Source organism: Sphingomonas silueang (genome assembly GCF_040049155.1).
GTDB classification, from domain to species: domain Bacteria; phylum Pseudomonadota; class Alphaproteobacteria; order Sphingomonadales; family Sphingomonadaceae; genus Sphingomonas; species Sphingomonas silueang.
Genome location: NZ_JBDZDK010000028.1, coordinates 22,394 through 41,843, shown reverse-complemented (window position 1 = coordinate 41,843; position 19,450 = coordinate 22,394). Strand labels below are relative to the sequence as shown.

20 protein-coding genes are annotated in these 19,450 nt (G+C 69.4%); 11 read left to right on the top strand and 9 right to left on the bottom strand.

The window, feature by feature from the left end; all coding sequences use genetic code 11:
• Nucleotides 1-34: 34 nt before the first annotated feature.
• From ABLE43_RS18870 to ABLE43_RS18860, 3 genes are all read right to left on the bottom strand, one after another.
• Nucleotides 35-1,096, bottom strand: coding sequence for an AI-2E family transporter (locus ABLE43_RS18870; RefSeq protein ID WP_348979768.1), 1,062 nt, complete (start codon nucleotides 1,094-1,096; stop codon nucleotides 35-37).
• Between the two features lie 300 nt (nucleotides 1,097-1,396).
• Nucleotides 1,397-2,509, bottom strand: coding sequence for a DNA polymerase III subunit beta (dnaN, locus tag ABLE43_RS18865; protein WP_348979767.1), 1,113 nt, complete (start codon nucleotides 2,507-2,509; stop codon nucleotides 1,397-1,399).
• A gap of 335 nt (nucleotides 2,510-2,844) precedes the next feature.
• The gene (locus ABLE43_RS18860; RefSeq protein WP_348979766.1) at nucleotides 2,845-3,504 is read right to left on the bottom strand and encodes an outer membrane protein; all 660 of its coding nucleotides are present in this window, start codon (nucleotides 3,502-3,504) and stop codon (nucleotides 2,845-2,847) included.
• 144 nt (nucleotides 3,505-3,648) lie between these two features.
• On the opposite strand from ABLE43_RS18860, the gene ABLE43_RS18855 reads away from it, so the two are divergent.
• From ABLE43_RS18855 to rlmN, 4 genes are all read left to right on the top strand, one after another.
• Nucleotides 3,649-4,302 (top strand): histidine phosphatase family protein, encoded by a 654-nt coding sequence (locus ABLE43_RS18855; RefSeq protein ID WP_348979765.1) that lies wholly within the window; start codon nucleotides 3,649-3,651, stop codon nucleotides 4,300-4,302.
• On the top strand, nucleotides 4,299-4,748 hold the full coding sequence (locus ABLE43_RS18850) for a hypothetical protein (protein WP_348979764.1): 450 nt from the start codon (nucleotides 4,299-4,301) through the stop codon (nucleotides 4,746-4,748). Before ABLE43_RS18855 ends, ABLE43_RS18850 begins: the two co-directional genes overlap by 4 nt.
• A gap of 122 nt (nucleotides 4,749-4,870) precedes the next feature.
• Nucleotides 4,871-5,599 (top strand): NYN domain-containing protein, encoded by a 729-nt coding sequence (locus ABLE43_RS18845; RefSeq protein ID WP_348979763.1) that lies wholly within the window; start codon nucleotides 4,871-4,873, stop codon nucleotides 5,597-5,599.
• A gap of 8 nt (nucleotides 5,600-5,607) precedes the next feature.
• On the top strand, nucleotides 5,608-6,783 hold the full coding sequence (gene rlmN, locus ABLE43_RS18840; protein WP_348979781.1) for a dual-specificity RNA methyltransferase RlmN: 1,176 nt from the start codon (nucleotides 5,608-5,610) through the stop codon (nucleotides 6,781-6,783).
• Between the two features lie 24 nt (nucleotides 6,784-6,807).
• Here the strand turns inward: rlmN and ABLE43_RS18835 are convergent, their stop codons facing one another.
• Complete coding sequence (locus tag ABLE43_RS18835) at nucleotides 6,808-7,191, bottom strand: HdeA/HdeB family chaperone (RefSeq protein WP_348979762.1); 384 nt, start codon at nucleotides 7,189-7,191, stop codon at nucleotides 6,808-6,810.
• Between the two features lie 209 nt (nucleotides 7,192-7,400).
• Between ABLE43_RS18835 and ABLE43_RS18830 the strand changes: the two genes are divergently transcribed.
• Nucleotides 7,401-8,159, top strand: a complete 759-nt coding sequence (locus ABLE43_RS18830) for a sulfite exporter TauE/SafE family protein (RefSeq protein WP_348979761.1) — start codon at nucleotides 7,401-7,403, stop codon at nucleotides 8,157-8,159.
• Nucleotides 8,160-8,165: 6 nt separating this feature from the next.
• Here ABLE43_RS18830 and ABLE43_RS18825 read toward each other — a convergent pair whose 3' ends face one another.
• Nucleotides 8,166-8,771: a flavin reductase family protein gene (locus ABLE43_RS18825; RefSeq protein WP_348979760.1), complete on the bottom strand. Its 606-nt coding sequence runs from the start codon at nucleotides 8,769-8,771 to the stop codon at nucleotides 8,166-8,168.
• Between the two features lie 78 nt (nucleotides 8,772-8,849).
• Here ABLE43_RS18825 and ABLE43_RS18820 point away from each other — a divergent pair, with 78 nt between their 5' ends.
• Both ABLE43_RS18820 and ABLE43_RS18815 read left to right on the top strand, forming a co-directional pair.
• Complete coding sequence (locus ABLE43_RS18820; RefSeq protein WP_348979759.1) at nucleotides 8,850-9,542, top strand: cytochrome b/b6 domain-containing protein; 693 nt, start codon at nucleotides 8,850-8,852, stop codon at nucleotides 9,540-9,542.
• Nucleotides 9,539-10,291 (top strand): molybdopterin-dependent oxidoreductase, encoded by a 753-nt coding sequence (locus ABLE43_RS18815; protein ID WP_348979758.1) that lies wholly within the window; start codon nucleotides 9,539-9,541, stop codon nucleotides 10,289-10,291. Before ABLE43_RS18820 ends, ABLE43_RS18815 begins: the two co-directional genes overlap by 4 nt.
• On the opposite strand, the gene ABLE43_RS18810 is transcribed toward ABLE43_RS18815, so the two are convergent.
• From ABLE43_RS18810 to ABLE43_RS18795, 4 genes are read right to left on the bottom strand one after another with little or no spacing between them, the layout of a single operon-like run.
• Nucleotides 10,292-11,695, bottom strand: a complete 1,404-nt coding sequence (locus ABLE43_RS18810) for an amino acid permease (protein ID WP_348979757.1) — start codon at nucleotides 11,693-11,695, stop codon at nucleotides 10,292-10,294.
• A 47-nt stretch (nucleotides 11,696-11,742) separates the two neighbouring features.
• A complete protein-coding gene (locus ABLE43_RS18805; protein ID WP_425475289.1) occupies nucleotides 11,743-12,453 on the bottom strand; it encodes a GntR family transcriptional regulator in 711 nt (236 codons plus the stop codon).
• Nucleotides 12,450-13,448 carry a 4-hydroxyproline epimerase gene (locus ABLE43_RS18800; RefSeq protein WP_348979755.1) on the bottom strand — a complete coding sequence of 333 codons (999 nt, stop codon included), beginning with the start codon at nucleotides 13,446-13,448 and terminating at the stop codon, nucleotides 12,450-12,452. Before ABLE43_RS18800 ends, ABLE43_RS18805 begins: the two co-directional genes overlap by 4 nt.
• A gap of 10 nt (nucleotides 13,449-13,458) precedes the next feature.
• Nucleotides 13,459-14,379: a dihydrodipicolinate synthase family protein gene (locus tag ABLE43_RS18795; protein ID WP_348979754.1), complete on the bottom strand. Its 921-nt coding sequence runs from the start codon at nucleotides 14,377-14,379 to the stop codon at nucleotides 13,459-13,461.
• Between the two features lie 50 nt (nucleotides 14,380-14,429).
• Between ABLE43_RS18795 and ABLE43_RS18790 the strand changes: the two genes are divergently transcribed.
• The 4 genes from ABLE43_RS18790 to ABLE43_RS18775 all read left to right on the top strand — a co-directional run bounded on the left by ABLE43_RS18790 (nucleotide 14,430) and on the right by ABLE43_RS18775 (nucleotide 19,385).
• Entirely contained in the window at nucleotides 14,430-15,674 is a 1,245-nt protein-coding gene (locus ABLE43_RS18790) for an NAD(P)/FAD-dependent oxidoreductase (protein WP_348979753.1), read from the top strand.
• Nucleotides 15,675-15,678: 4 nt separating this feature from the next.
• The gene (locus ABLE43_RS18785) at nucleotides 15,679-16,866 is read left to right on the top strand and encodes a M24 family metallopeptidase (RefSeq protein ID WP_348979752.1); all 1,188 of its coding nucleotides are present in this window, start codon (nucleotides 15,679-15,681) and stop codon (nucleotides 16,864-16,866) included.
• A gap of 301 nt (nucleotides 16,867-17,167) precedes the next feature.
• Entirely contained in the window at nucleotides 17,168-19,207 is a 2,040-nt protein-coding gene (locus tag ABLE43_RS18780) for a carbon starvation CstA family protein (protein ID WP_348979780.1), read from the top strand.
• Nucleotides 19,191-19,385, top strand: a complete 195-nt coding sequence (locus tag ABLE43_RS18775) for a YbdD/YjiX family protein (protein WP_348979751.1) — start codon at nucleotides 19,191-19,193, stop codon at nucleotides 19,383-19,385. Before ABLE43_RS18780 ends, ABLE43_RS18775 begins: the two co-directional genes overlap by 17 nt.
• Nucleotides 19,386-19,450: the final 65 nt, after the last annotated feature.

The window sequence follows — 19,450 nt, the reverse complement described above, 5'->3', positions numbered from 1 at the left end:
TCGGGGGCCTGGAGCAGGCAGGGCGGAAAACGCCCTATTCCTTCGCCTCGTCGGTCGCGACCTTGATCTCGCGGCCCAGCAGGTGCTGCACATAGATGCGCTGGGTCAGCACGAACACCACGATCGTCAGCGGTGCGGCAAGGATCACGCCCACGAAGCCGAACAGGATGCCCATCCCGATCACCGAGAACAGCAGCACGGCGGGCGGCACGTCGACCGCATGTTTCTGCACGATCGGTTGCAGGATATTGCCCTGGATCTGCTGCACGACGAGGAACAGCACGATCGTCCACAGCGCGGTGGACGGCGATTGGGTGAAGGCCAGCATCACCGCGGGCACCCCGGCGATGATCGGCCCGACGAAGGGGATGATGTCCATCAGCCCGGCGATCAGCCCCAGCCCCAGCGCGGCGGGCACGCCCAGCGCATAGAGCCCGCCGCCGGTCAGCACCGCCACGACGACGATCGCCAGCGCCTCCCCCTTCATCCAGCCGCGCAGGCCCGCGGCGGCATCGTCCACCGCATGCTGCGCCACATCGTCGACCGACCTGGGGAACATCTTCACCAGCCCGCGCCGGTAGAGTTCGGGATCGGCGGCGAGGAAGATCGCGCCGACCAGCACCAGCACTGCATCCGACAGGCCCGAGCCGAAGGTCAGCACATAGGTGCCCGCGCGCGACATGAGGGAGGACACGTCGCTCGACCCCTGCGACAGCAGTTCGCGCGCCGGTTCGCCGATGCCCCAGCTGTCGAGCTGGCGCTGGATCGCGGCGAGCGCCGGGGGAATCTGTTCGCGGATCGTATCGAACTGCGCCACGAGCTGCGCGCCGAAGAAATAGAAGATGCCCGCCACCGTGCCCAGCAGCAGCACGACCGACAATGCGAGCGCAAGGCCGCGCGGCATGCGCGTCGCGGCGCAGATGCGGCGGGCGAGCGCGCTGAACAGCACCGCGATCACGCTGGCGGCGAACACCAGCATCACCAGTCGGACGAGGCTGACCAGCAGCCATGCCGCCCCGACGATCGCGACGACGGTCAGCGTGATCCGCGCGACCTGTCCGATGCTCACCCCGCCGTGCCGTGTTCCGCCGTCCATGTGCGTTCGCCCCCCCCTTGGTCACGGGCTAAACGGGCGGGGGTACGGAGCGTTCCGGAACGATATCGTAACGTGTTGATATGGCGGGCGCTGCGAAGGGCAGACGAAGGAGGTTTTCGCGCAGAGGCGCAGAGGCGCGGAGGACGCTCGCTGTGGGGAACCCGATCGCACAGCGATCGAAGGGATCAGGCGTCGCAGATGGGCGGAAGGTTTCGCTGACGCGAAACGGAGCCGTGAACGAACCTTCTCCGCGCCTCTGCGCCTCTGCGCGAAAACTTCCTTCTTCCTTGCTGCGCTCGATTACACCCGCATCGGCATCAGCACGTACAGCGCGGGCGAGGCGTCGTTCTCGCGGATCAGCGTCGGGGCGGCGGCGTCGGCCAGATGCACTTCGCAGGTGTCGCTGTCGATCTGGCCGAGGATGTCGAGCAGGTAGCGGCTGTTGAAGCCGATCTCGAACGGCAGCGCGGCATAGTCGCCGGGCACTTCCTCCGCCGCCGCGCCGTTTTCGGGCGACGTCACCGACAGGGTGATCTTGTCGCGGTCGAGCGCCATCTTGACCGCGCGGGTCTTTTCCGTCGCAATGGTCGACACGCGGTCGACACCGGCCATGAAGCTCTTCGGATCGAGCTTCAGCAGCTTGTCGTTCGCGGTCGGGATGACGCGCGAATAATCGGGGAAGGTGCCGTCGATCAGCTTGCTGGTCAGGATCGCCTGCCCCAGGTCGAAACGGATCTTGCTGCCCGAGAGCGACACGCCGACCGACCCGTCCACCTCGTCGAGCAGCTTGCGCAGTTCGCCCACGCATTTGCGCGGCACGATCACGTCGGGCATCTTTTCCGCGCCCTCCGGCCGCTCGACCGTCATGCGGGCGAGGCGGTGGCCGTCGGTCGCCGCCGCCTTCAGCACCGGCTTGCCGTCGTTCTCGGCGACATGGAGGAAGATGCCGTTCAGATAATAGCGCGTCTCCTCGGTCGAGATGGCGAAGCGCGTCTTGTCGATGATGTCCTTGAGCGTCCTGGCGGGCAGCTCGAACTGGGTCGGCAGCTCGCCCTCGGCGATCACCGGGAAGTCGTCGCGCGGGAGCGTGGCGAGGCTGAAGCGCGCGCGGCCCGCGATCACGGTCAGGCGGCCTTCGGCGGCGGACAGTTGCACCTGCGCGCCCTCGGGCAGCTTGCGGGCGATGTCGAACAGGGTGTGCGCCGACACGGTGATCGCGCCCTGCTGGTCGACCGCGGCGGGCACCGTCTCGTCGATCTGGAGGTCGAGGTCGGTCGCCATCAGGCGGATCGTCGATTCCCGCGCCTCGATCAGGACGTTGGACAGGATCGGGATGGTGTTGCGCCGCTCGACCACCGACTGGACATGGCTCAGCCCCTTGAGGAGGGTCGCGCGTTCGATCGTCGCCTTCATGCAAATCCCCCGCGCGTACCCGCGCTCGCACTGGTGCCGGCGTCACGGATTCGCCGGGCGTATTTGAAACCTGAACGATACCCCTAGCGCAAAGAAAGGCCGGAGCAAACAACTCCGGCCTTTCCCGCTACAGCAATATTCGACCCATTCCCGTCGTCCCCGCGCAGGCGGGGACCCATTGCCGCAACGGCTGCGATCTTGCCGAAGCGTCGGCGACTATGGATTCCCGCCTGCGCGGGAAGGACGAAGCAGCGAGTCTTGGGGTCTGATACGGCAAAGCCGGATCAGGGCGGTACCGCCGCCGGGCGTGAACACGCACGCCCGGTCAAGCAAACTCAGAACCGGATGCCGACGCCCGCGACCACCTGATGCCGGTCGGTGTCGATGTCGAACTGCGAGGTCGTCGCCCCGTCGCGGAACTGGAAGTCGGCGTTGTTGTAGTTCGAGTAGCGATATTCGAGCTTGGCATAGGCGCGGCTGCCGATCGCCTGCTCGACGCCCGCACCGAGGCGATAGCCGTTCAGCTCGAAATTCTCGCGGCTGTCGGTCGTGCCGTTGCTGGCCACCACGTCGAGGCGGGCGTTGGTGTAGCCGCCCTTCACATAGACCAGCGTCTCGGGCGCGGCGAGGATGCCCGCGCGCGCGCCGACATACAGGTCGCGGCCGGTCTTGACGTTGCCGAAGCCGAAGAAATTGGGGTCGGTGCGCGCGGTTTCGACCTTGCCGGTCGATCCGGTATATTCGCCCTCGATCCCGATCAGGATGTTGCTGAGCGCGAAGTCATAGCCTGCGTCGACGCCGTAGACGAGACCGTTGACCGTCTCGTTATCACCGTCGAGGTCGCTGTCCTCGGTGCTGCCCGGGCGGATGCCGTCATAGCCTGCCAGCGCGCCGACGCGGAAGCCGGTGAAGGCCGGGTTGACGTCCTGCGCCAGCGCCGGGGTGGCGAGCGCGGTGCCGGCAGCAAGGCCGAGGGCGATCAGGGTGGTACGCATGTCGTTACTCCGTCATCTAGTGCCCGCACGGTCCGTGTCGGCGGGCGCCCCGTTCCAATGGACGATCTGCGCCGCTGTTGCATGAACCTCACCTAAACAGCGAAAACCGTTGCACTTTCGCAACACAGCCTTGAAAGTAAGCCGATGACGACCCAGCGCAAAGGCCGAGACTATATCGCCCGCCATGGCGAGACGGTGTACAACATCGCCCAGCGGATGCAGGGCGATCACCTCCATACCCCGCTGACCCGCGCCGGGTTCGCACAGGCCGATGCGATGGGCGCGGCGCTGCGCGAGTTGCTGGGCGTCAAACCGAAGATCACGCTCTGGGCATCGAGCGCGGGGCGCGCGCTCCAGACGCTGGCGATCATCGCCGAGCATCTCGAACTCGACTGGCATCAGGCGATGCGCGACGACCGGCTGGTCGAGATCGGCATGGGGCAATGGTCGGGGCGCTACTACCACGAGCTGGCCGGGCCCGATGCCGATTTCCTCGACGTCGACGCCCGCCTCTATCGCCGCCCCGCGCCCGGCGGCGAATGGTATGACGCGATCGCGGCGCGGGTCGGCGGCTGGGCGGCGGACACGAACGACGATCCCGGCGACCGGCTGGTCATCATGCACGGCATGTCGAGCCGGGTGCTGCGCGGCGTGCTGACGGGTGCCGACGTGCTGCCGCAGTTCGACGCACCGGTAGCTCCCGACCTGCCGCAGGGATCGATCGTGCGGATCGAGGGCGGCATCGAGCAGGTGGTACATCTGGGCAGCGGCCGCGCCTCGGTCGCGGCACCGGCATGATCGCGCTGCTGCTGGCGGCGGCGGCCCCGCAGGCGATCGGCGTGTACCAGCGCTGGGGCGCGTTCCGCAGCGATGCGCCGACGCGCTGCTATGCCATCGCCCGCCCGGTCGCGCCGGTCGGGGGTGATGCCTTCGCCAGCGTCGGCAACTGGCCGGGGGCACGGGTGCGGGCGCAGGTGCATGTCCGCCTGAGCCGTGCGCGCAACCCGCGCGCGCGCGTCGTGCTGGCGATCGGCGAGCGGCGCTTCGAGCTGACCGCGGGTGCGCGCGACGCCTGGGCACCCGATGCCGCCGCCGACCGCGCGATCGTGGCGGCGATGCGCGGCGGGCGATCGATGAGCGTCGAGAGCGTGGCCGCGAACGGCGCGGCCTTCGCCGACGTCTACGCACTGGGCGGCGCGGCCAGCGCGATCGACGCGGCGACGCTGGGGTGCCTGCGCGGTTGACTTTTTTTGTCAACCCGCTATGTCGATACCCATCAGGCCCCCGGTAGCCGTCTTGAGGCGCTCGCAAGAGCAGACATCAGCTCAAGGCCGCCCCCGGGGGCAACCTGTTTTTGGTGCCCGTCATGTCGACTGCCGTCGTGATCGACGGCGCGTTTTTCCTGCGCCGTTTCAGCAACGCCTTTCCCAATCTGGATGCGCAGAGCGCACAGGACGTCGCGCTGGGCGTCATCTCGATGGCGGCGTTCCATGTCTCTACCCGGCTGCATGCGACGCCGACGTGGCAGGGCAATGTCGACGGCGACCGCTATCGCCCCGAGGAAACGCGCGAGCTCTATCGCATCTTCTTCTACGACTGCCCGCCGTGGACCAAGCGGCTGCACACCCCGGTCGGCAAGCGATCGATCGATTTCAGCCGGACCCCGGCGGCGCAGTTGCGCATGGCGATCCACGAACGGTTGCACCGGACGCGCAAGGTGGCGGTACGGCTGGGCCGGCTGAACGACAAGCTGTCGCCGTGGCGGTTGAAGCCGAGCGCGGTCGAGCGCTGGCACCGCGACGGCTTCGCGCCGACCGACGACGACTTTGAACTCGACGTGATCCAGAAGGGCGTCGACATGCGCCTCGGCCTCGACGTCGCGTCGATGGCCTATAAGCGGCAGGTCGACCAGATCGTGATGGTCGCCGCCGACGCCGATTTCGTACCGCCCGCCAAGCTGGCGCGCCGCGAAGGGATCGATGTGGTACTGGACCCGATGTCCGCCCATGTCGCGCCCGACCTTCTCCAACACGTCGATGGTATCCGCAATTGCCGGATGCAGATCGGCTCGCCCCTGACGGAACCACGCCCATGACCCCTGCGATGCCGATCCCCGGCCATGTCGATCCCGTGCCCGTGCCGCGCGCGGCGGTGCCGCGTGCCGACGGGCGCACCGACCTGATCGGCCTGTCCAGGCCCGAGATTCGCGACGCGCTCGCCGCCGCCGGGCTGGATGCGCGGCAGGCGAAGCTGCGCGCCAAGCAGATCTGGCACTGGATCTACAATCGCGGCGCGACCGAGTTCGCGGCGATGACCGATATCGCCAAGGCGCAGCATCCGCTGCTCGAGCGCCACTTCGTCATCGGGCGGCCCGACGTGAAGGAGGCGCAGGTGTCGTCCGACGGCACGCGCAAGTGGCTGCTGACCTCGAGCGACGGGCAGGATTACGAGATGGTGTTCATCCCCGACGCCGATCGGGGGACGCTGTGCGTGTCGAGCCAGGTCGGCTGTACCCTGAACTGCACCTTCTGCCACACCGGCACGATGCGGCTGGTGCGCAACCTGACCCCGGGCGAGATCGTGGGGCAGGTGATGCTGGCGCGCGATGCGCTGGGCGAATGGCCCTCGACGCCGGAAGGGCGGATGCTCACCAACATCGTGATGATGGGCATGGGCGAGCCGCTGTATAATTTCGACGCGGTGCGCGATGCGCTGGGCGTGGTGATGGACGGCGACGGCCTCGCGCTCAGCAAGCGGCGGATCACGCTCAGCACCTCGGGCGTGGTGCCGATGATGGCGCGCGCGGGCGCGGAGATCGGCGTGAACCTCGCCGTGTCGCTCCATGCCGTGACCAAGGCGGTGCGCGACGAGATCGTGCCCCTGAACCGCAAATACGGCATCGAGGAGCTGTTGCAGGCGTGCGCCGACTATCCGGGCGCCAACAATGCGCGGCGGATCACCTTCGAATATGTCATGCTGAAGGACAAGAACGACAGCGACGCCGATGCGCGCGAACTGGTGCGGCTGCTGCGCAAGTACCAGCTGCCCGCCAAGGTCAATCTGATCCCGTTCAACCCGTGGCCGGGCGCGCCGTACGAATGCTCGACGCCCGAGCGCATCCGCGCGTTCAGCGACATCGTGTTCGAGGGCGGCATCTCGGCCCCCGTCCGCCGCACGCGCGGGCAGGACATCGGTGCCGCCTGCGGCCAGTTGAAGACCGCCGCCGAGAAGAAGAGCCGCGCCGAGCGGGATCGTGAGGCGGCGGCGCTCAACGCCTGAGCGCCGCCGGGGTCGTGCCGGGAATCAGCCCCGCTTCAGCGCGGCGTTGACCGCGGCGGTGAAATGGTCGCCCGGTCGCGCCTTGCAGCTGGCCAGCACCATCGGCCGGATCGTCTCGACCCCCCTGACCGTCACGGTCGGGTGCGGCTTGCCCTTCGGACCATAGTTGGCGGCATAGCGGATCGCTTCGGGCTTGAACGATTCGTCGAGCAGGTTGAAGTCGCGGCAGCTCACCGTCTCGAGGTTCCTGCCGCTCCTGATGACCGCGACGGTCCGTTCGGTCCCGGCGCGTCCGGGCACCTGCGCCTGCTCCGTCACCCACGGCTTTTTCGCGGGTTGCGCGGCAAGCGCGGCACCGCCGCCCAGAACGCCAAGGGTGCCGACGATCGCGAAAACCAGTTGCTTCATGATGCCATCTCCTCTTTGCCAGAGGTTCCGGAAATCGCGCGAAACCGGTGGTTGTTTCGTGTCCGGTCCAACATGACGAAGGTTTAATCGATCGGCGGGCGACACCCCTCGACAGGCATGAACGCGGTGTAATCCGCATGCCCGCCGCCGGGGTGGGCAAGGCGCCGCGCCCCTCGACATGCCGCGCGCGATAGTATCTAGCGCGGCCCATGCTCGATCCCGCCTCGATCGCCCTTGCCGCCGGGGCCGGAATGGTCGGCGGCGCGATGAACGCGCTGGCCGGGGGCGGTACTTTCGCGACCCTGCCCGCGCTGATCGCGCTGGGGCTGCCCGGATCGGTCGCCAACGCGACCTCCAACGTGGCGCTGCAACCCGGTGCGATCGCCAGCGCATGGGCCTATCGCCGCGGGCTGGGGCCACTCGGCGGACTGCCGATCCGGTTGCTGGCGGGCATCACCTTCGTGTCCGGGCTGCTCGGCAGCCTGTTGCTGGTGTGGACGCCCAGCGACCTGTTCGACGTGATCGTGCCGTGGCTGCTGCTCGTCGCGTTCCTCGCCATCGCGTTCGGGCGGCGCGCGGCGGACTGGCTGCATGCGCGGGTGACGATCGGTCCCGCGACCCTGATCGTCGCGCAGGTGCTGCTCGGCGTCTATGGCGGCTATTTCGGCGGGGGCGTGGGGATGATGGTCACCGCGACCTATGGCCTGCTGGCGGGCATGAGCGTGAAGGCGATGGCCGCGCCGCGCACGCTGATGCTGGCCACCGCCAACAGCGCGGCGGCGATCCTGTTCATCGCGTCGGGCATGGTCGCATGGGCCGCCTGCATACCCATGCTGCTCGGCGGCATCTTCGGCGGCTGGGCGGGCGCGAAGGTCGGCGCGCGATTGACGCCGGGACAGGTGCGGGCATGGACACTGTTCGTGACGGCCAGCGTCACGGCGGTGTTCTTCTGGCGCGCCTATCGCTGAACCCGGTTACGTCGGCCGCCGCAGGCCGAAGCGTTCGCCCGGCTCGAAATAGTCCCCCGCCCCGCCGCCGCGCAGGATCGGGCGGGCGGCGGCGGTCTGGTATACCCCGTCTGTCAGCAGCGCGGTGTCGATATGGACGTGTACCACCTCGCCCAGCACCAGCCAGGTGTCGACGTCCGCGCCCTGCCGATCCTGAAGCCTGAGAATCTGCGTCGTCACGCACTCGAACTGCACCGGCGATCCCGCGACGCGCGGCGGGGCGACCACCACCGACGGCAGCGTCTCCAGCCCGGCCAGCACGAACTCGTCGGCATCGGTCGTGGCCGAGGTGACGTTCATCGCCTCCGCTTGGCGCCGCGTCGCGAGGTTCCAGACGAACGCCCCGGTATCGCGGGCGTTGGCCAGCGTGTCCTTCGCCCCGGTGGAGGCGAAGCCGATGATCGGCGGGCGATAGTTGAAGGCGTTGAAGAAACTGTAGGGCGCGAGATTGCGTTTGCCCTCCGGCGACACGCTTGCGATCCAGCCGATCGGGCGCGGCGCGATGATGGCGTTGAACGGATCATGGGCGAGGCGATGCCCGTCGGCCGGGGCATAGGAATGGAAGTCGGTCATGGGGCGAGCCAACGCACGAGGCGGACGATCGGGGCAAGCCCCCTTGGCGTCGGCCCCCGCAGGCCCCATGCTCCGGCGATGAGCGCGCGCACCGTCTATCGCCACCGGCTGGCCACGCGGCTGTGGCACTGGGTCAACGCCGTCGCGATCGTCATCCTGATCGGCAGCGGGCTGATGATCCTGAACGCGCATCCCCGGCTGTACTGGGGCCGCTATGGCGCGAACTTCGACCATGCGTGGCTGACCTTCGAGCGGTTTCCCGGCTGGGTGACGATCCCGCAGCGCTACAACCTCGCGCTGGCGCGCAACTGGCACCTGAGCTTCGCGCTGGTGCTGGGATTCGGCCTGCTGGCGTACATGATCGCCAGCCTGCTCAACCGGCATTTCGCGCGCGACCTGACGATCCGGCGGCGCGAGCTGTCGCGCGCGCACCTGCTGGCCGACGTGCGGGCGCATCTCGCCTTTCGCTTCCATGATCCCGAAGCGCCCGGCGACTATAACGTACTGCAGAAGCTCAGCTATGTGCTGGTGCTCTTCGGCCTGCTGCCGCTGGTGATCGCGACCGGCATCGCGATGTCGCCGGGGCTGAACGCGGCCTTCCCATGGTTGCTGGAGATACTCGGCGGGCGACAGTCGGCGCGCTCGATCCATTTCCTTGCGGCCGGGGGGATCACCCTGTTCGTGATCGTCCATCTGGTGCTGGTGATCCTCGCAGGCGCGGTGAACGAGGTGCGCTCGATGATTACCGGCTGGTGGCGGGTGCCCGAATGAGCCGGTTGCTCTCGCGGCGCTCGGCGCTGGTGGTCGGCGCGGGCGGGCTGGTCGCCGCGTGCGACCGGGTGGCGGGGCTGCCGCAGGCGCAGGCGCTGCTGGGCGGGGCGGAGGTCGCGCATCGCGGGCTGCAGCGCGCGATCACGGCGCGGACCGCGCTGGCGGTGGAATATGCCCCCGACCAGCGATCGCCGGTGTTCCGCGCCAACGGCACCAGCAATCCCAACACGCCCGACTATAACGCCCATGCCGCGCGGCGCTTCGCCGACTGGCGGGTGGCGGTGGACGGGCTGGTCGCGCGCCCGCTGTCGCTCCGGCTCGACCAGATCCGGCAAATGCCCGCGCGCCGGCAGATCACCCGGCACGATTGCGTCGAGGGATGGAGCGCGATCGGCAAATGGACCGGGCCGCGGCTGTCGCGCATCCTCGACCTCGCCGGGCTGTTGCCTGCCGCGCGCTATCTGGTGTTCCACTGTGCCGATGCGATCGGCGGGCGGCGCTATTATGAATCGATCGACCTGATCGATGCCTTCCACCCGCAGACGATCCTCGCCTGGGCGCTCAACGACCGGCTGCTCGGCATTCCCAACGGCGCGCCGCTGCGCCTCCGGGTCGAGCGGCAGCTGGGCTACAAGCACGCCAAATATGTCGAGCGGATCGAGGCGGTCGCCGCGCTCACCGGCATCGCCGGGGGCAAGGGCGGCTTCTGGGAAGATGTCGCGGGCTATGACTGGTATGCGGGGATCTGATCACCCCCGCCGCGCCAGACTCATGCGGCGGCCATAGCCGACATACACGACCAGCCCGATCACGTTCCACGCCACGAACCGCAGCAGCGTGGCGCCCGGCAGGCTGAAGAGCAGATAGATGCACCCGAGGATCGCCCCCGTCCCCACCACATAGGGCGCAGGGCAGCGGAACAGCCGCTCGGCGTGCGGCGCCGTCCGGCGCAGCACCATCAGGCAGGCACCGACCGAGACGAAGGCGATCAGCGTGCCTGCATTGGCCAGTTCGGCGATCTCGTCCAGCCGGAACAGCCCGGCGACCAGCGCGATCGACAGGCCGGTCAACACCGTGATCCGCGTCGGCGCGCCGGTCCGCTTGCTGACGGTCGCAAGGCCCTGGGGCAGCAGCCCGTCGCGCGCCATCACGAAGAAGATGCGGCTCTGCCCGTACATCATCACGAGGATGACCGAGGGGAGCGCGATCACCGCCGCCAGCGCGATCAGATGCGCGGCGGTCGGCTGCCCCAGCGAGCGCAGCACCAGCGCCAGCGGTTCGGGGCTGTCGGCCAGTGCGCGGAACGGCACCGCCCCGATCGCCGCCAGCGCCACGCCCATGTAGATGGCGGTGCACAGCAGCATCGATCCGACGATGCCGATCGTCAGGTCGCGCCCGGGATTCTTCGCCTCCTCCGCCGAGGTCGCGACCGCATCGAAGCCGTAGAAGGCGAAGAACACGATCGCCGCCGCCGCCATCACCCCGCGCTTGGTGCCGTCCACCTCGGTACTGCCGAAGCCATAGGGCATGAAGGGTTCGAGGTTCGCGCCGTCGAACGCGGGCAGCGCGAAGGCGATGAACACGCCCAGCGCCACCAGCTTCACGACGACGAGGATGATGTTGAGCGTCGCGCTCTCGCGCGTGCCCGCGACCAGCATCCCCATCACCGCCAGCGCGACCAGCACCGCGGGCAGGTTGACGATGCCGCCGCCGTGCGGGCCGGAGAGGAGTTCGGCGGGCAGCTGCACCCCCATCGCCTGGATCCAGCCGACCAGATAGCCCGACCAGCCGACCGCGACCGTCGAGCAGGCGAGCGAATATTCGAGGATCAGCGACCAGCCGACCACCCACGCCACGGTTTCGCCGAGCGCGGTATAGCTGAAGGTATAGGCGCTGCCCGCCGCCGGGATCATCGTCGCCAGTTCGGCATAGGCGAGCGCGGCGCAGGCGCACACCGCACCGGCGATCGCGAAGGCGAGCAGCACCGCCGGACCCGCCCGGTCCGCGCCGACGCCGGTCAGCGTATAGATGCCGGTGCCGACGATCGCGCCGACCCCCAGCGCGATCAGATGCGGCCAGCCCAGCGTCTTGGCGAGCGCCTGTCCGGCGGGGGCATGCGCGCCCGGCACTTTGCGCGGACCGAAGATCGACATGTTGCTTGTTCCCCCCGAAATGCGATCCGCCCCGTATCGGGTGCGGATCAGGCGTCGCCCGTCGCGGCGAATTGTGCGTGCAGATCGTCCAGCGTGGCGGCGATGTGCCGGTGCAGCAGATCCTGCAGCACCGCGCCGTCGCGCGCGAGCCATGCGTCGATCAGGTGGCGATGCTCGAGATGCGCGCGCGCGTCGCGCCCGGCGGGTTCGAGATGGGCGACGACATAGCGCTCGGCAAGGAACGCCAGCCGCTCGACCAGTTGCGTGGTCAGCACGCCGCCCGCCGGGCGCACCAGCGCGACGTGGAAGTTGCGGTTGCGCACCGCGACCTCGGCCAGATTGCTGTGCGCCGCCTCGTCCAGCGCGTGGAAGGCGGCGAGCGCCTCGGCCCGCGCGGCCTCGTCGGCGGCGAGCGACCCGCGCACCGCGGCGGCGGGTTCGATCGCGAGGCGCAGCGCATAGATCTCGTCGACCTGCGCCGCCGACATCGGCCGCACCGAATAGCCGCGATTGGCCTGGCTGACGAGCAGCCCTTCCTGTTCCAGCCGCCCCAGCGCCTCGCGCAGCGGAATCTTGCTGACCCCCAGTTCGTTGGCCAGCGCGTCCTGGCGGATCGGCACGTCCTGGCCAAGGCTGCCGGTGACGATGCGGTCGCGCACGATCGAGAAAATCTGGTCGGACAGGGTACGCACGACGACGGTACGGGGGGCGTTCACGGATGGGACCTCTGGTACGGAGTCGCCCGGAGCGGGCCTCATCGCACCACGAAACCTTGCCAGAACGGATCGGCGCGGTCGATCCATATCGTATTGAATCCGGTCGCGATCGCCGACCCCTCGATCGAGGGGAGGATCGCGGGCCGGTCGCCCAGCGTCGTCGCCGCCTCGACCCGGCCGGTGAAGCGGCTGCCGATATAGCTTTCGTGGACGAAGCGGTCGCCGACGTGCAGCCGCCCGGTGCCGACGAGATGCGCCAGCCGCGCCGAGGTGCCGGTGCCGCACGGGCTCCGGTCGATCGCGCCGTCGCCGTAGAAGACCGCGTTGCGCCCGTCCGCCCCCTCGCCCTTCGGCGCGTCGGCCCATAGCACATGGCTGACCCCGCGGATCGTCGGGTCGAGCGGATGCACCGGCTCGAACGCCGCGCGCACCGCCTCGCGCAGCACCCGGCTGTGCGCGACGATCGCCTCCGCCCCCAGCGCATCGAGCCCGGGATAGCCGCCCTGCGGCTCGACGATGGCGTAATAGTTGCCGCCATAGGCGACGTCGACCACGAGGTCGCCCAGCCCCGGCACCTGCACCGCAATGCCGCGCGCCGCGAGATAGGAGGGCACGTTGGTGATCTTGACCGACGTCACCCGGTCGCCGTCCACGGCATAGGCGATGTCGATCACCCCGGCGGGCACCTCGACGCGCAGCCGCCCCGGCGTGGCGGGCTGGATCAGGCCATGCTCCAGCCCGAAGGTGATGATCCCGATCGTGCCGTGCCCGCACATCGGCAGGCAGCCCGACGTCTCGATGAACAGGATGCCGACATCGGCGTCACCGGTCGTCGGCGGATAGAGGAACCCGCCCGACATCATCGCATGGCCGCGCGGCTCGAAGCACAGCCCGGTGCGGATCCAGTCGAAGCGGGACAGGAAATCCTGCCGCCGCGCCGACATCGACCCGCCCTTCAGCAAGGGTGCGCCACCCGCGACCAGCCGCACCGGGTTTCCGGCGGTATGGCCGTCGATGCAGAAGAAGCTGTGGCGCATGGCCGTCCGCTCAGGCCGCGGCGGCGACGGGCGCGTCGATCGCCGGGCGGGTCGCCGCCGCCTGTTCGACCATCGCGATCACTTCGGCGCGGCGTTCGCCGACCAGCGGCAGGCGCGGCGGCAACACGCGCTCCGACCCGCGGCCCATCACCTGCTCGGCCAGCTTGATCGACTGGACGAGGTCATGTTCGGCATCGAGGTGGAGCAGCGGCATGAACCAGCGATAGATCTCCATCGCCCTGGCATGGTCGCCGCGCTGGAACGCGCGCACCAGCTCGACCGATTCGCGCGGAAAGGCGTTGGTGAGGCCCGAGACCCAGCCCCGCGCGCCGAGGAACAGCCCTTCCAGCGCCACGTCGTCCAGCCCTGCGAACAGCACGAAGCGGTCGCCGAACGCATTCTTCACATCGGTGAAGCGGCGGGTGTCGGGTGCCGATTCCTTGATCGCGACGATGTTCGGCGTATCGACGACCATCGCCAGCACCGCATTGTCGATCTGGGTCCGGTACGCGGGCGGGTTGTTGTAGAGCATGATCGGCAGCGCGGTCGCCGCCGCCACGCCGTTGAAATGCGCGGCCAGTTCATGCGCCTTGGGCACGTAGACCATCGGCGGCAGCAGCATGAGCCCGTCGGCCCCGGCCTTCTCCGCCGCCTGCGCATAGGCCACCGCACGGCGGGTATCGTATTCCGACACGCCGGTCACGACCGGCACGCGCCCCGCCACGACCTCGACGATCGCCGTCAGGACCGTGATCTTCTCGTCCTGGGTCAGCGAGTTGTTCTCGCCCACCGTGCCGAGCGCGATCACGCCGGTCACGCCGTCGCGGATCAGATCGTCGACCACCCGCTGCGTATCGGCGAGATCGATCGAGAGATCCTCGCCCACCTGCGTCGTCACCGCCGGAAAGACGCCCTGCCAGTCAATCGTCATGTGCTATCCTGAAGCTTGTTTGTGAATACCGTATACGATAGTGATCGGATATGAGCAAGGCCCTGTACGCACGATCGACCGTAGCAAGTCATGACACCGCTGTCGTGGGCGGCGGCATCGTCGGGCGATCGATCGCGCTGGCACTGGCGGCACGCGGGCAGCGGGTGGTGCTGATCGATCCGGCGGGCGGACCGCCGGCGGCGTCGTGGGGCAATGCCGGGCATATCGCCACCGAACAGGTCGCGCCGCTCGCCTCGCGCGCGACGATCGCGTCGGTGCCGGGGCGGCTGTTCGTGCGCGGCGGGCCGCTCGCGCTGCCGCCGCGCCGGATCGGGCATTGGGGGCCGTTCGTGCTGCGCCTGCTGGCGGCATCGGGTCCGGCGCGATTCGCGGCGGGCAAGGCGGCGCTGGGGGGCTTGCTGGCACAGGCGCTTCCGGCATGGGAGCGGCTGGTCGCGGCGATCGGCGCCCCCGAACTGCTGCGGCGGGACGGGCATTTCGTGGCATGGGAGAGCGCCGCCGGCGCGGCTGCGGGCCGGGCGGGCTGGGCCGCGGCGGACACCGGCACCGCGCGCTTCGCCGATGCCGATGCGGGCGACCTCGCCCGGCTGCGCGCGCTGGCGCCGGGGGTGGCGGGCGCGATCCGCTTTACCGGCACGGCGCAGGTCGCCGACCTCGACCAACTGGCGGCGGCGCTCGATCGGGCGTTGCTCGCCGCCGGGGTCGAACGGGTGGCAGCAGCGGCGGAGCTGGTGCGGCAGGGGCGGCGGATGACGATCCCCGGCATCGATGCCAATCGCATCGTCGTCGCCGCCGGGGCGGCCTCGGGCGAGCTGCTGGCGGCGGCGGGGCACCGCGTGCCGCTGATCGCCGAGCGGGGCTATCACCTGCGGGCGACAGCGCGGGACTGGCCCGCCGACCTGCCGCCCGTGGCGTTCGAGGATCGCGCGATGATCGTCACCCGCTATGCCGATTGCGTGCAGGTGGCGGGCTTCGTCGAGTTCGCCGACCGCCACGCCCCGCCCGATCCGCGCAAATGGGCACGGCTGGAGGCCCATGTCGCCGCACTCGGCCTGCCGCTCACCGGGCCGTTCACCCGCTGGATGGGCGCGCGCCCGACGCTGCCCGACTATCTGCCCGCGATCGGACGATCCGGCCGGGCGGACAATCTCCATTACGCCTTCGGGCACCAGCATCTGGGCCTGACGCTCGGTCCCGTGACCGGGGAGATCGTCGGCGATATGCTGTGCGGCGACGCGCCCGACCTGACGCCCTTCGACCTCGACCGTTTCTGAAAGGATGGCCATGACCATCGGCACCTCCGACGCCGCCACCCAGCTCGCCGCGATCCGCCCGCCCGCCGTGCGGGTGCCGCGCATCGGCGCGGACGAATATGCCGCGCGCATCGCCAGGGCGCGGCGGCTGACCGCGCAGGCCGGGGCCGACGCGCTGCTGGTCCATGCGGGCGCATCGCTGCGCTATTTCACCGGGCTGGCATGGGGGCCGACCGAGCGGATGGTCGCGCTGCTGCTGCCCGTCTCCGGCGATCCGGTGATGATCTGCCCGCGCTTCGAGCAGGGGTCGCTCGACGCCGGGGTCGCGGTGCCGGTCGAGGCCGCGCTGTGGGAGGAGGACGAGGATCCGGTCGCGCTGGTCGCGCGGATCGTCGGGCCGGGCGCGCGGGTGGCGATCGATCCGCTGCTGCCCTTCGCCTGGGGGCTGAAGCTGGCGGGCCACGGCGTCACGACGCTCGACGGGGCGGGGGCCATCGACGGGTGCCGCATGGTCAAGTCCGCCGCCGAGCTGGCCTGCCTGCAGGAAGCGAAGACGATGACGCTGGAGGTCCACGCCCGCGCCGCCGCGATCCTGCGCCCCGGTATCGCCGCGAGCGAGGTCATCGCCTTCATCGACGCGGCGCATCGCGCGATCGGCGGCGGCGGCTCGTTCTTCTGCGCGGTGCAGTTCGGGCGCGCCACCGCCTTTCCCCACGGCCTGCCCGGCGACCCGCGGCTGGAGGAGAACCAGCTGGTGCTGGTCGACACCGGCTGCCGGGTGCAGGGCTATCATTCGGACATCACCCGTACCTATGCCTTCGGGCAGGTCGAAGCGGAGGTGCGCGACATCTGGGCGATCGAACACGAAGCGCAGGCCGCGGCCTTCGCGGTCGCCGCGCCTGGCGTGCCGTGCGAGGAAGCCGATGCGGCGGCGCGGCGGGTATTGGCGAAGCACGCCCTGGGGCCGGACTATCGCCTGCCGGGCCTGCCGCACCGCACCGGCCACGGCATCGGCCTGTCGATCCACGAACCCGCCAATCTGGTGCGCGGCGACCGGACCCCGATGGCGCCGGGCATGTGTTTTTCCAACGAACCGATGATCGTCGTGCCCGACCGTTTCGGCGTGCGGCTGGAGGATCATTTCCATGTCACCGAAACCGGCGCGGCATGGTTCACGCAGCCGCAGCGCTCGATCGACCGGCCGTTCGGATAGGGGGGCGTCCGTGGTCTGCGCCGCCGCGGGCAGCGGCGGCCCGAACGCGATTCCCGCCACGCTCGCCGAACGCGGCAATCGTCCGGAACGCATCGCTTTACGCGCCCGGCTCAGGGACGGCTCAGCTATATATTATACAAGTTTGTTGCGTCACTCGGGCTCCGGGGCGACAATCCCTGCTGCGCGGCGCAGCGAATGATGGCATGCTCGCGACAATCGCCGGAATCAGGCGGAAACAGGGCTGGAGACGAGGATGTCGGCAACGATCACCGCTGCACAGAAGCTGCTGCCCGCGACGCCCATGGCGCGGATCGGCTGGGCGGCGCTGGCGCTGATCGGGGCGGTCGCGCTGGGCGTCGTCGCGCTGACGCGGGGCGAAAGCGTCAACGCGCTGTGGATCGTCGTCGCGGCGCTGTGCACCTATCTGATCGCCTATCGCTTCTACGGCCTGTTCATCGCGACGCGGGTGCTGCGGCTCGATCCGGCGCGCGCGACCCCGGCGGTGCGGCGGCAGGACGGGCTGGATTTCGTGCCGACCGACCGGCACTTCCTGTTCGGCCATCACTTCGCCGCGATCGCGGGCGCGGGGCCGCTGGTGGGCCCGGTGCTGGCGGCGCAGATGGGCTATCTGCCCGGTACGCTGTGGCTGCTGGTCGGCGTGGTGTTCGCGGGCGCGGTGCAGGATTTCCTCGTCCTCACCTTCTCGACGCGGCGCGACGCGCGGTCGCTGGGCGACATGATCCGCAGCGAGATGGGCGCGGTGCCCGGCACCATCGCGCTGGTCGGCGTGCTGATGATCATGGTCATCCTGCTCGCCGTGCTGGCGCTGGTGGTGGTGAAGGCGCTGACCGGCAGCCCGTGGGGCACCTTCACCGTGTTCGCGACGATTCCGATCGCGCTGCTGATGGGCATCTATGGCCGCTACATCCGGCCGGGCCGCATTGCCGAGATGTCGGCGATCGGCTTCGTCCTGCTGATGGCGGCGATCATGGGGGGCGAGCCGGTGGCGCGATCGGCCACGCTGGCGCCGTGGTTCACCTATAGCGGCCCGGCGCTGGCGCTGATCCTGATGGCGTACGGCTTCATCGCCTCGGTCGTGCCGGTGTGGCTGCTGCTCGCGCCGCGCGACTATCTCTCGACCTTCCTCAAGATCGGGGTGATCGCGGGGCTGGCGCTCGGCATCCTGATCGTGCGGCCCGAACTCCAGATGCCCGCCGTCACGCAGTTCGTGGACGGGACCGGCCCCGCCTTTTCGGGCACGCTGTTTCCCTTCCTGTTCATCACCATCGCCTGCGGCGCGGTGTCGGGGTTCCACGCGCTGATCGCCAGCGGCACGACGCCCAAGATGGTCGCGAGCGAGGGGCATCTGCGCTACATCGGCTATGGCGCGATGCTGACCGAGAGCTTCGTCGCGATCATGGCGCTGATCGCCGCCTGCGTGCTCGATCCGTCGGTCTATTTCGCGATGAACGCCCCCGCCGCGCTGATCGGCACGACCGCGCAGGAGGCGGCGCAGGTCATCGGCGGCTGGGGCTTCGCGGTCACGCCCGAGATGCTCGACCAGCTGGCGCGCGACGTCGGCGAAAGCACGATCCTGTCCCGCGCGGGTGGCGCGCCGACGCTGGCCGTCGGCATGGCGCATATCCTGAGCCAGGTGATCGGCGGCCCGGGCATGATGGCCTTCTGGTATCATTTCGCGATCCTGTTCGAGGCGCTGTTCATCCTGACCACGGTGGATGCGGGCACCCGCGTCGCGCGCTTCATGATCCAGGACCTGATCGGCAGCGTGGTGCCGGTGATGAAGGATACCCACCGCACCGCCCCCAATCTGATCGCCACCGCGCTGGCGGTGGGCGCATGGGGATATTTCCTGTACAGCGGCGTCACCGATCCGCTGGGCGGCATCAACACGCTCTGGCCGCTGTTCGGCATCTCGAACCAGATGCTGGCGGCGATCGCGCTGACGCTGTGCACCGTGCTGCTCTTCAAGATGAAGCGGCAACGATACGCATGGCTGACGATCGTGCCGACCGCATGGCTGCTGATCTGTACGCTGACCGCCGGGTGGCAGAAGCTGTTCCACCCCAATCCGCGCATCGGTTTCCTCGCGCATGCCGATCAATTCTCGACGGCGCTGGCAGAAGGGCGGCTGCTCGCCCCGGCCAAGACGATGGCGGAGATGCAGCGGATCATCCTGAACGACCGGATCGACGCGGTGCTGACCGCCTTCTTCGTCGCTGTTGTGCTGGCGATCGTGGTCTATGGCATCGCGGGCGCCCGCCGCGCGCTGGCGAGCGATCGGCCCACCACGAAGGAGATCGGCGATGCGCTTCCTGCATAGGGCGGCACAGACCGCGCGGCTGATGGTCGGCGTGCCCGATTACGACGCCTATGTCGCGCACCGGCTGGCCGCGCATCCGGGCGAGCCGGTGATGACGCTGGCCGAGTTCCACCGCGACCGGGTGGAGCGGCGCTACGGCGGCGGCTCGGGCAAGGACCGGGTGGTGCGCTGCTGTTAGCGCGTTACCCCGATCGTCATCCCCGCCTGGGCGGGGATCCATAGACGCTGGTGTCGCGGATGAAG

What these genes read in the sequence shown, in the direction of transcription:
- rlmN (WP_348979781.1), top strand. Translation starts at nt 5,608, where the DNA reads ATGCCGATCCCCGGCCATGTCGATCCCGTGCCCGTGCCGCGCGCGGCG.
- ABLE43_RS18810 (WP_348979757.1), bottom strand. Translation starts at nt 11,695, where the DNA reads ATGTCGATCTTCGGTCCGCGCAAAGTGCCGGGCGCGCATGCCCCCGCC.
- ABLE43_RS18805 (WP_425475289.1), bottom strand. Translation starts at nt 12,453, where the DNA reads ATGAGGCCCGCTCCGGGCGACTCCGTACCAGAGGTCCCATCCGTGAAC.
- ABLE43_RS18790 (WP_348979753.1), top strand. Translation starts at nt 14,430, where the DNA reads ATGAGCAAGGCCCTGTACGCACGATCGACCGTAGCAAGTCATGACACC.
- ABLE43_RS18795 (WP_348979754.1), bottom strand. Translation starts at nt 14,379, where the DNA reads ATGACGATTGACTGGCAGGGCGTCTTTCCGGCGGTGACGACGCAGGTG.
- ABLE43_RS18780 (WP_348979780.1), top strand. Translation starts at nt 17,168, where the DNA reads ATGGCGCGGATCGGCTGGGCGGCGCTGGCGCTGATCGGGGCGGTCGCG.
- ABLE43_RS18825 (WP_348979760.1), bottom strand. Translation starts at nt 8,771, where the DNA reads ATGACCGACTTCCATTCCTATGCCCCGGCCGACGGGCATCGCCTCGCC.
- dnaN (WP_348979767.1), bottom strand. Translation starts at nt 2,509, where the DNA reads ATGAAGGCGACGATCGAACGCGCGACCCTCCTCAAGGGGCTGAGCCAT.
- ABLE43_RS18815 (WP_348979758.1), top strand. Translation starts at nt 9,539, where the DNA reads ATGAGCCGGTTGCTCTCGCGGCGCTCGGCGCTGGTGGTCGGCGCGGGC.
- ABLE43_RS18800 (WP_348979755.1), bottom strand. Translation starts at nt 13,448, where the DNA reads ATGCGCCACAGCTTCTTCTGCATCGACGGCCATACCGCCGGAAACCCG.
- ABLE43_RS18855 (WP_348979765.1), top strand. Translation starts at nt 3,649, where the DNA reads ATGACGACCCAGCGCAAAGGCCGAGACTATATCGCCCGCCATGGCGAG.
- ABLE43_RS18860 (WP_348979766.1), bottom strand. Translation starts at nt 3,504, where the DNA reads ATGCGTACCACCCTGATCGCCCTCGGCCTTGCTGCCGGCACCGCGCTC.
- ABLE43_RS18775 (WP_348979751.1), top strand. Translation starts at nt 19,191, where the DNA reads ATGCGCTTCCTGCATAGGGCGGCACAGACCGCGCGGCTGATGGTCGGC.
- ABLE43_RS18830 (WP_348979761.1), top strand. Translation starts at nt 7,401, where the DNA reads ATGCTCGATCCCGCCTCGATCGCCCTTGCCGCCGGGGCCGGAATGGTC.
- ABLE43_RS18835 (WP_348979762.1), bottom strand. Translation starts at nt 7,191, where the DNA reads ATGAAGCAACTGGTTTTCGCGATCGTCGGCACCCTTGGCGTTCTGGGC.
- ABLE43_RS18820 (WP_348979759.1), top strand. Translation starts at nt 8,850, where the DNA reads ATGAGCGCGCGCACCGTCTATCGCCACCGGCTGGCCACGCGGCTGTGG.
- ABLE43_RS18850 (WP_348979764.1), top strand. Translation starts at nt 4,299, where the DNA reads ATGATCGCGCTGCTGCTGGCGGCGGCGGCCCCGCAGGCGATCGGCGTG.
- ABLE43_RS18845 (WP_348979763.1), top strand. Translation starts at nt 4,871, where the DNA reads ATGTCGACTGCCGTCGTGATCGACGGCGCGTTTTTCCTGCGCCGTTTC.
- ABLE43_RS18870 (WP_348979768.1), bottom strand. Translation starts at nt 1,096, where the DNA reads ATGGACGGCGGAACACGGCACGGCGGGGTGAGCATCGGACAGGTCGCG.
- ABLE43_RS18785 (WP_348979752.1), top strand. Translation starts at nt 15,679, where the DNA reads ATGGCCATGACCATCGGCACCTCCGACGCCGCCACCCAGCTCGCCGCG.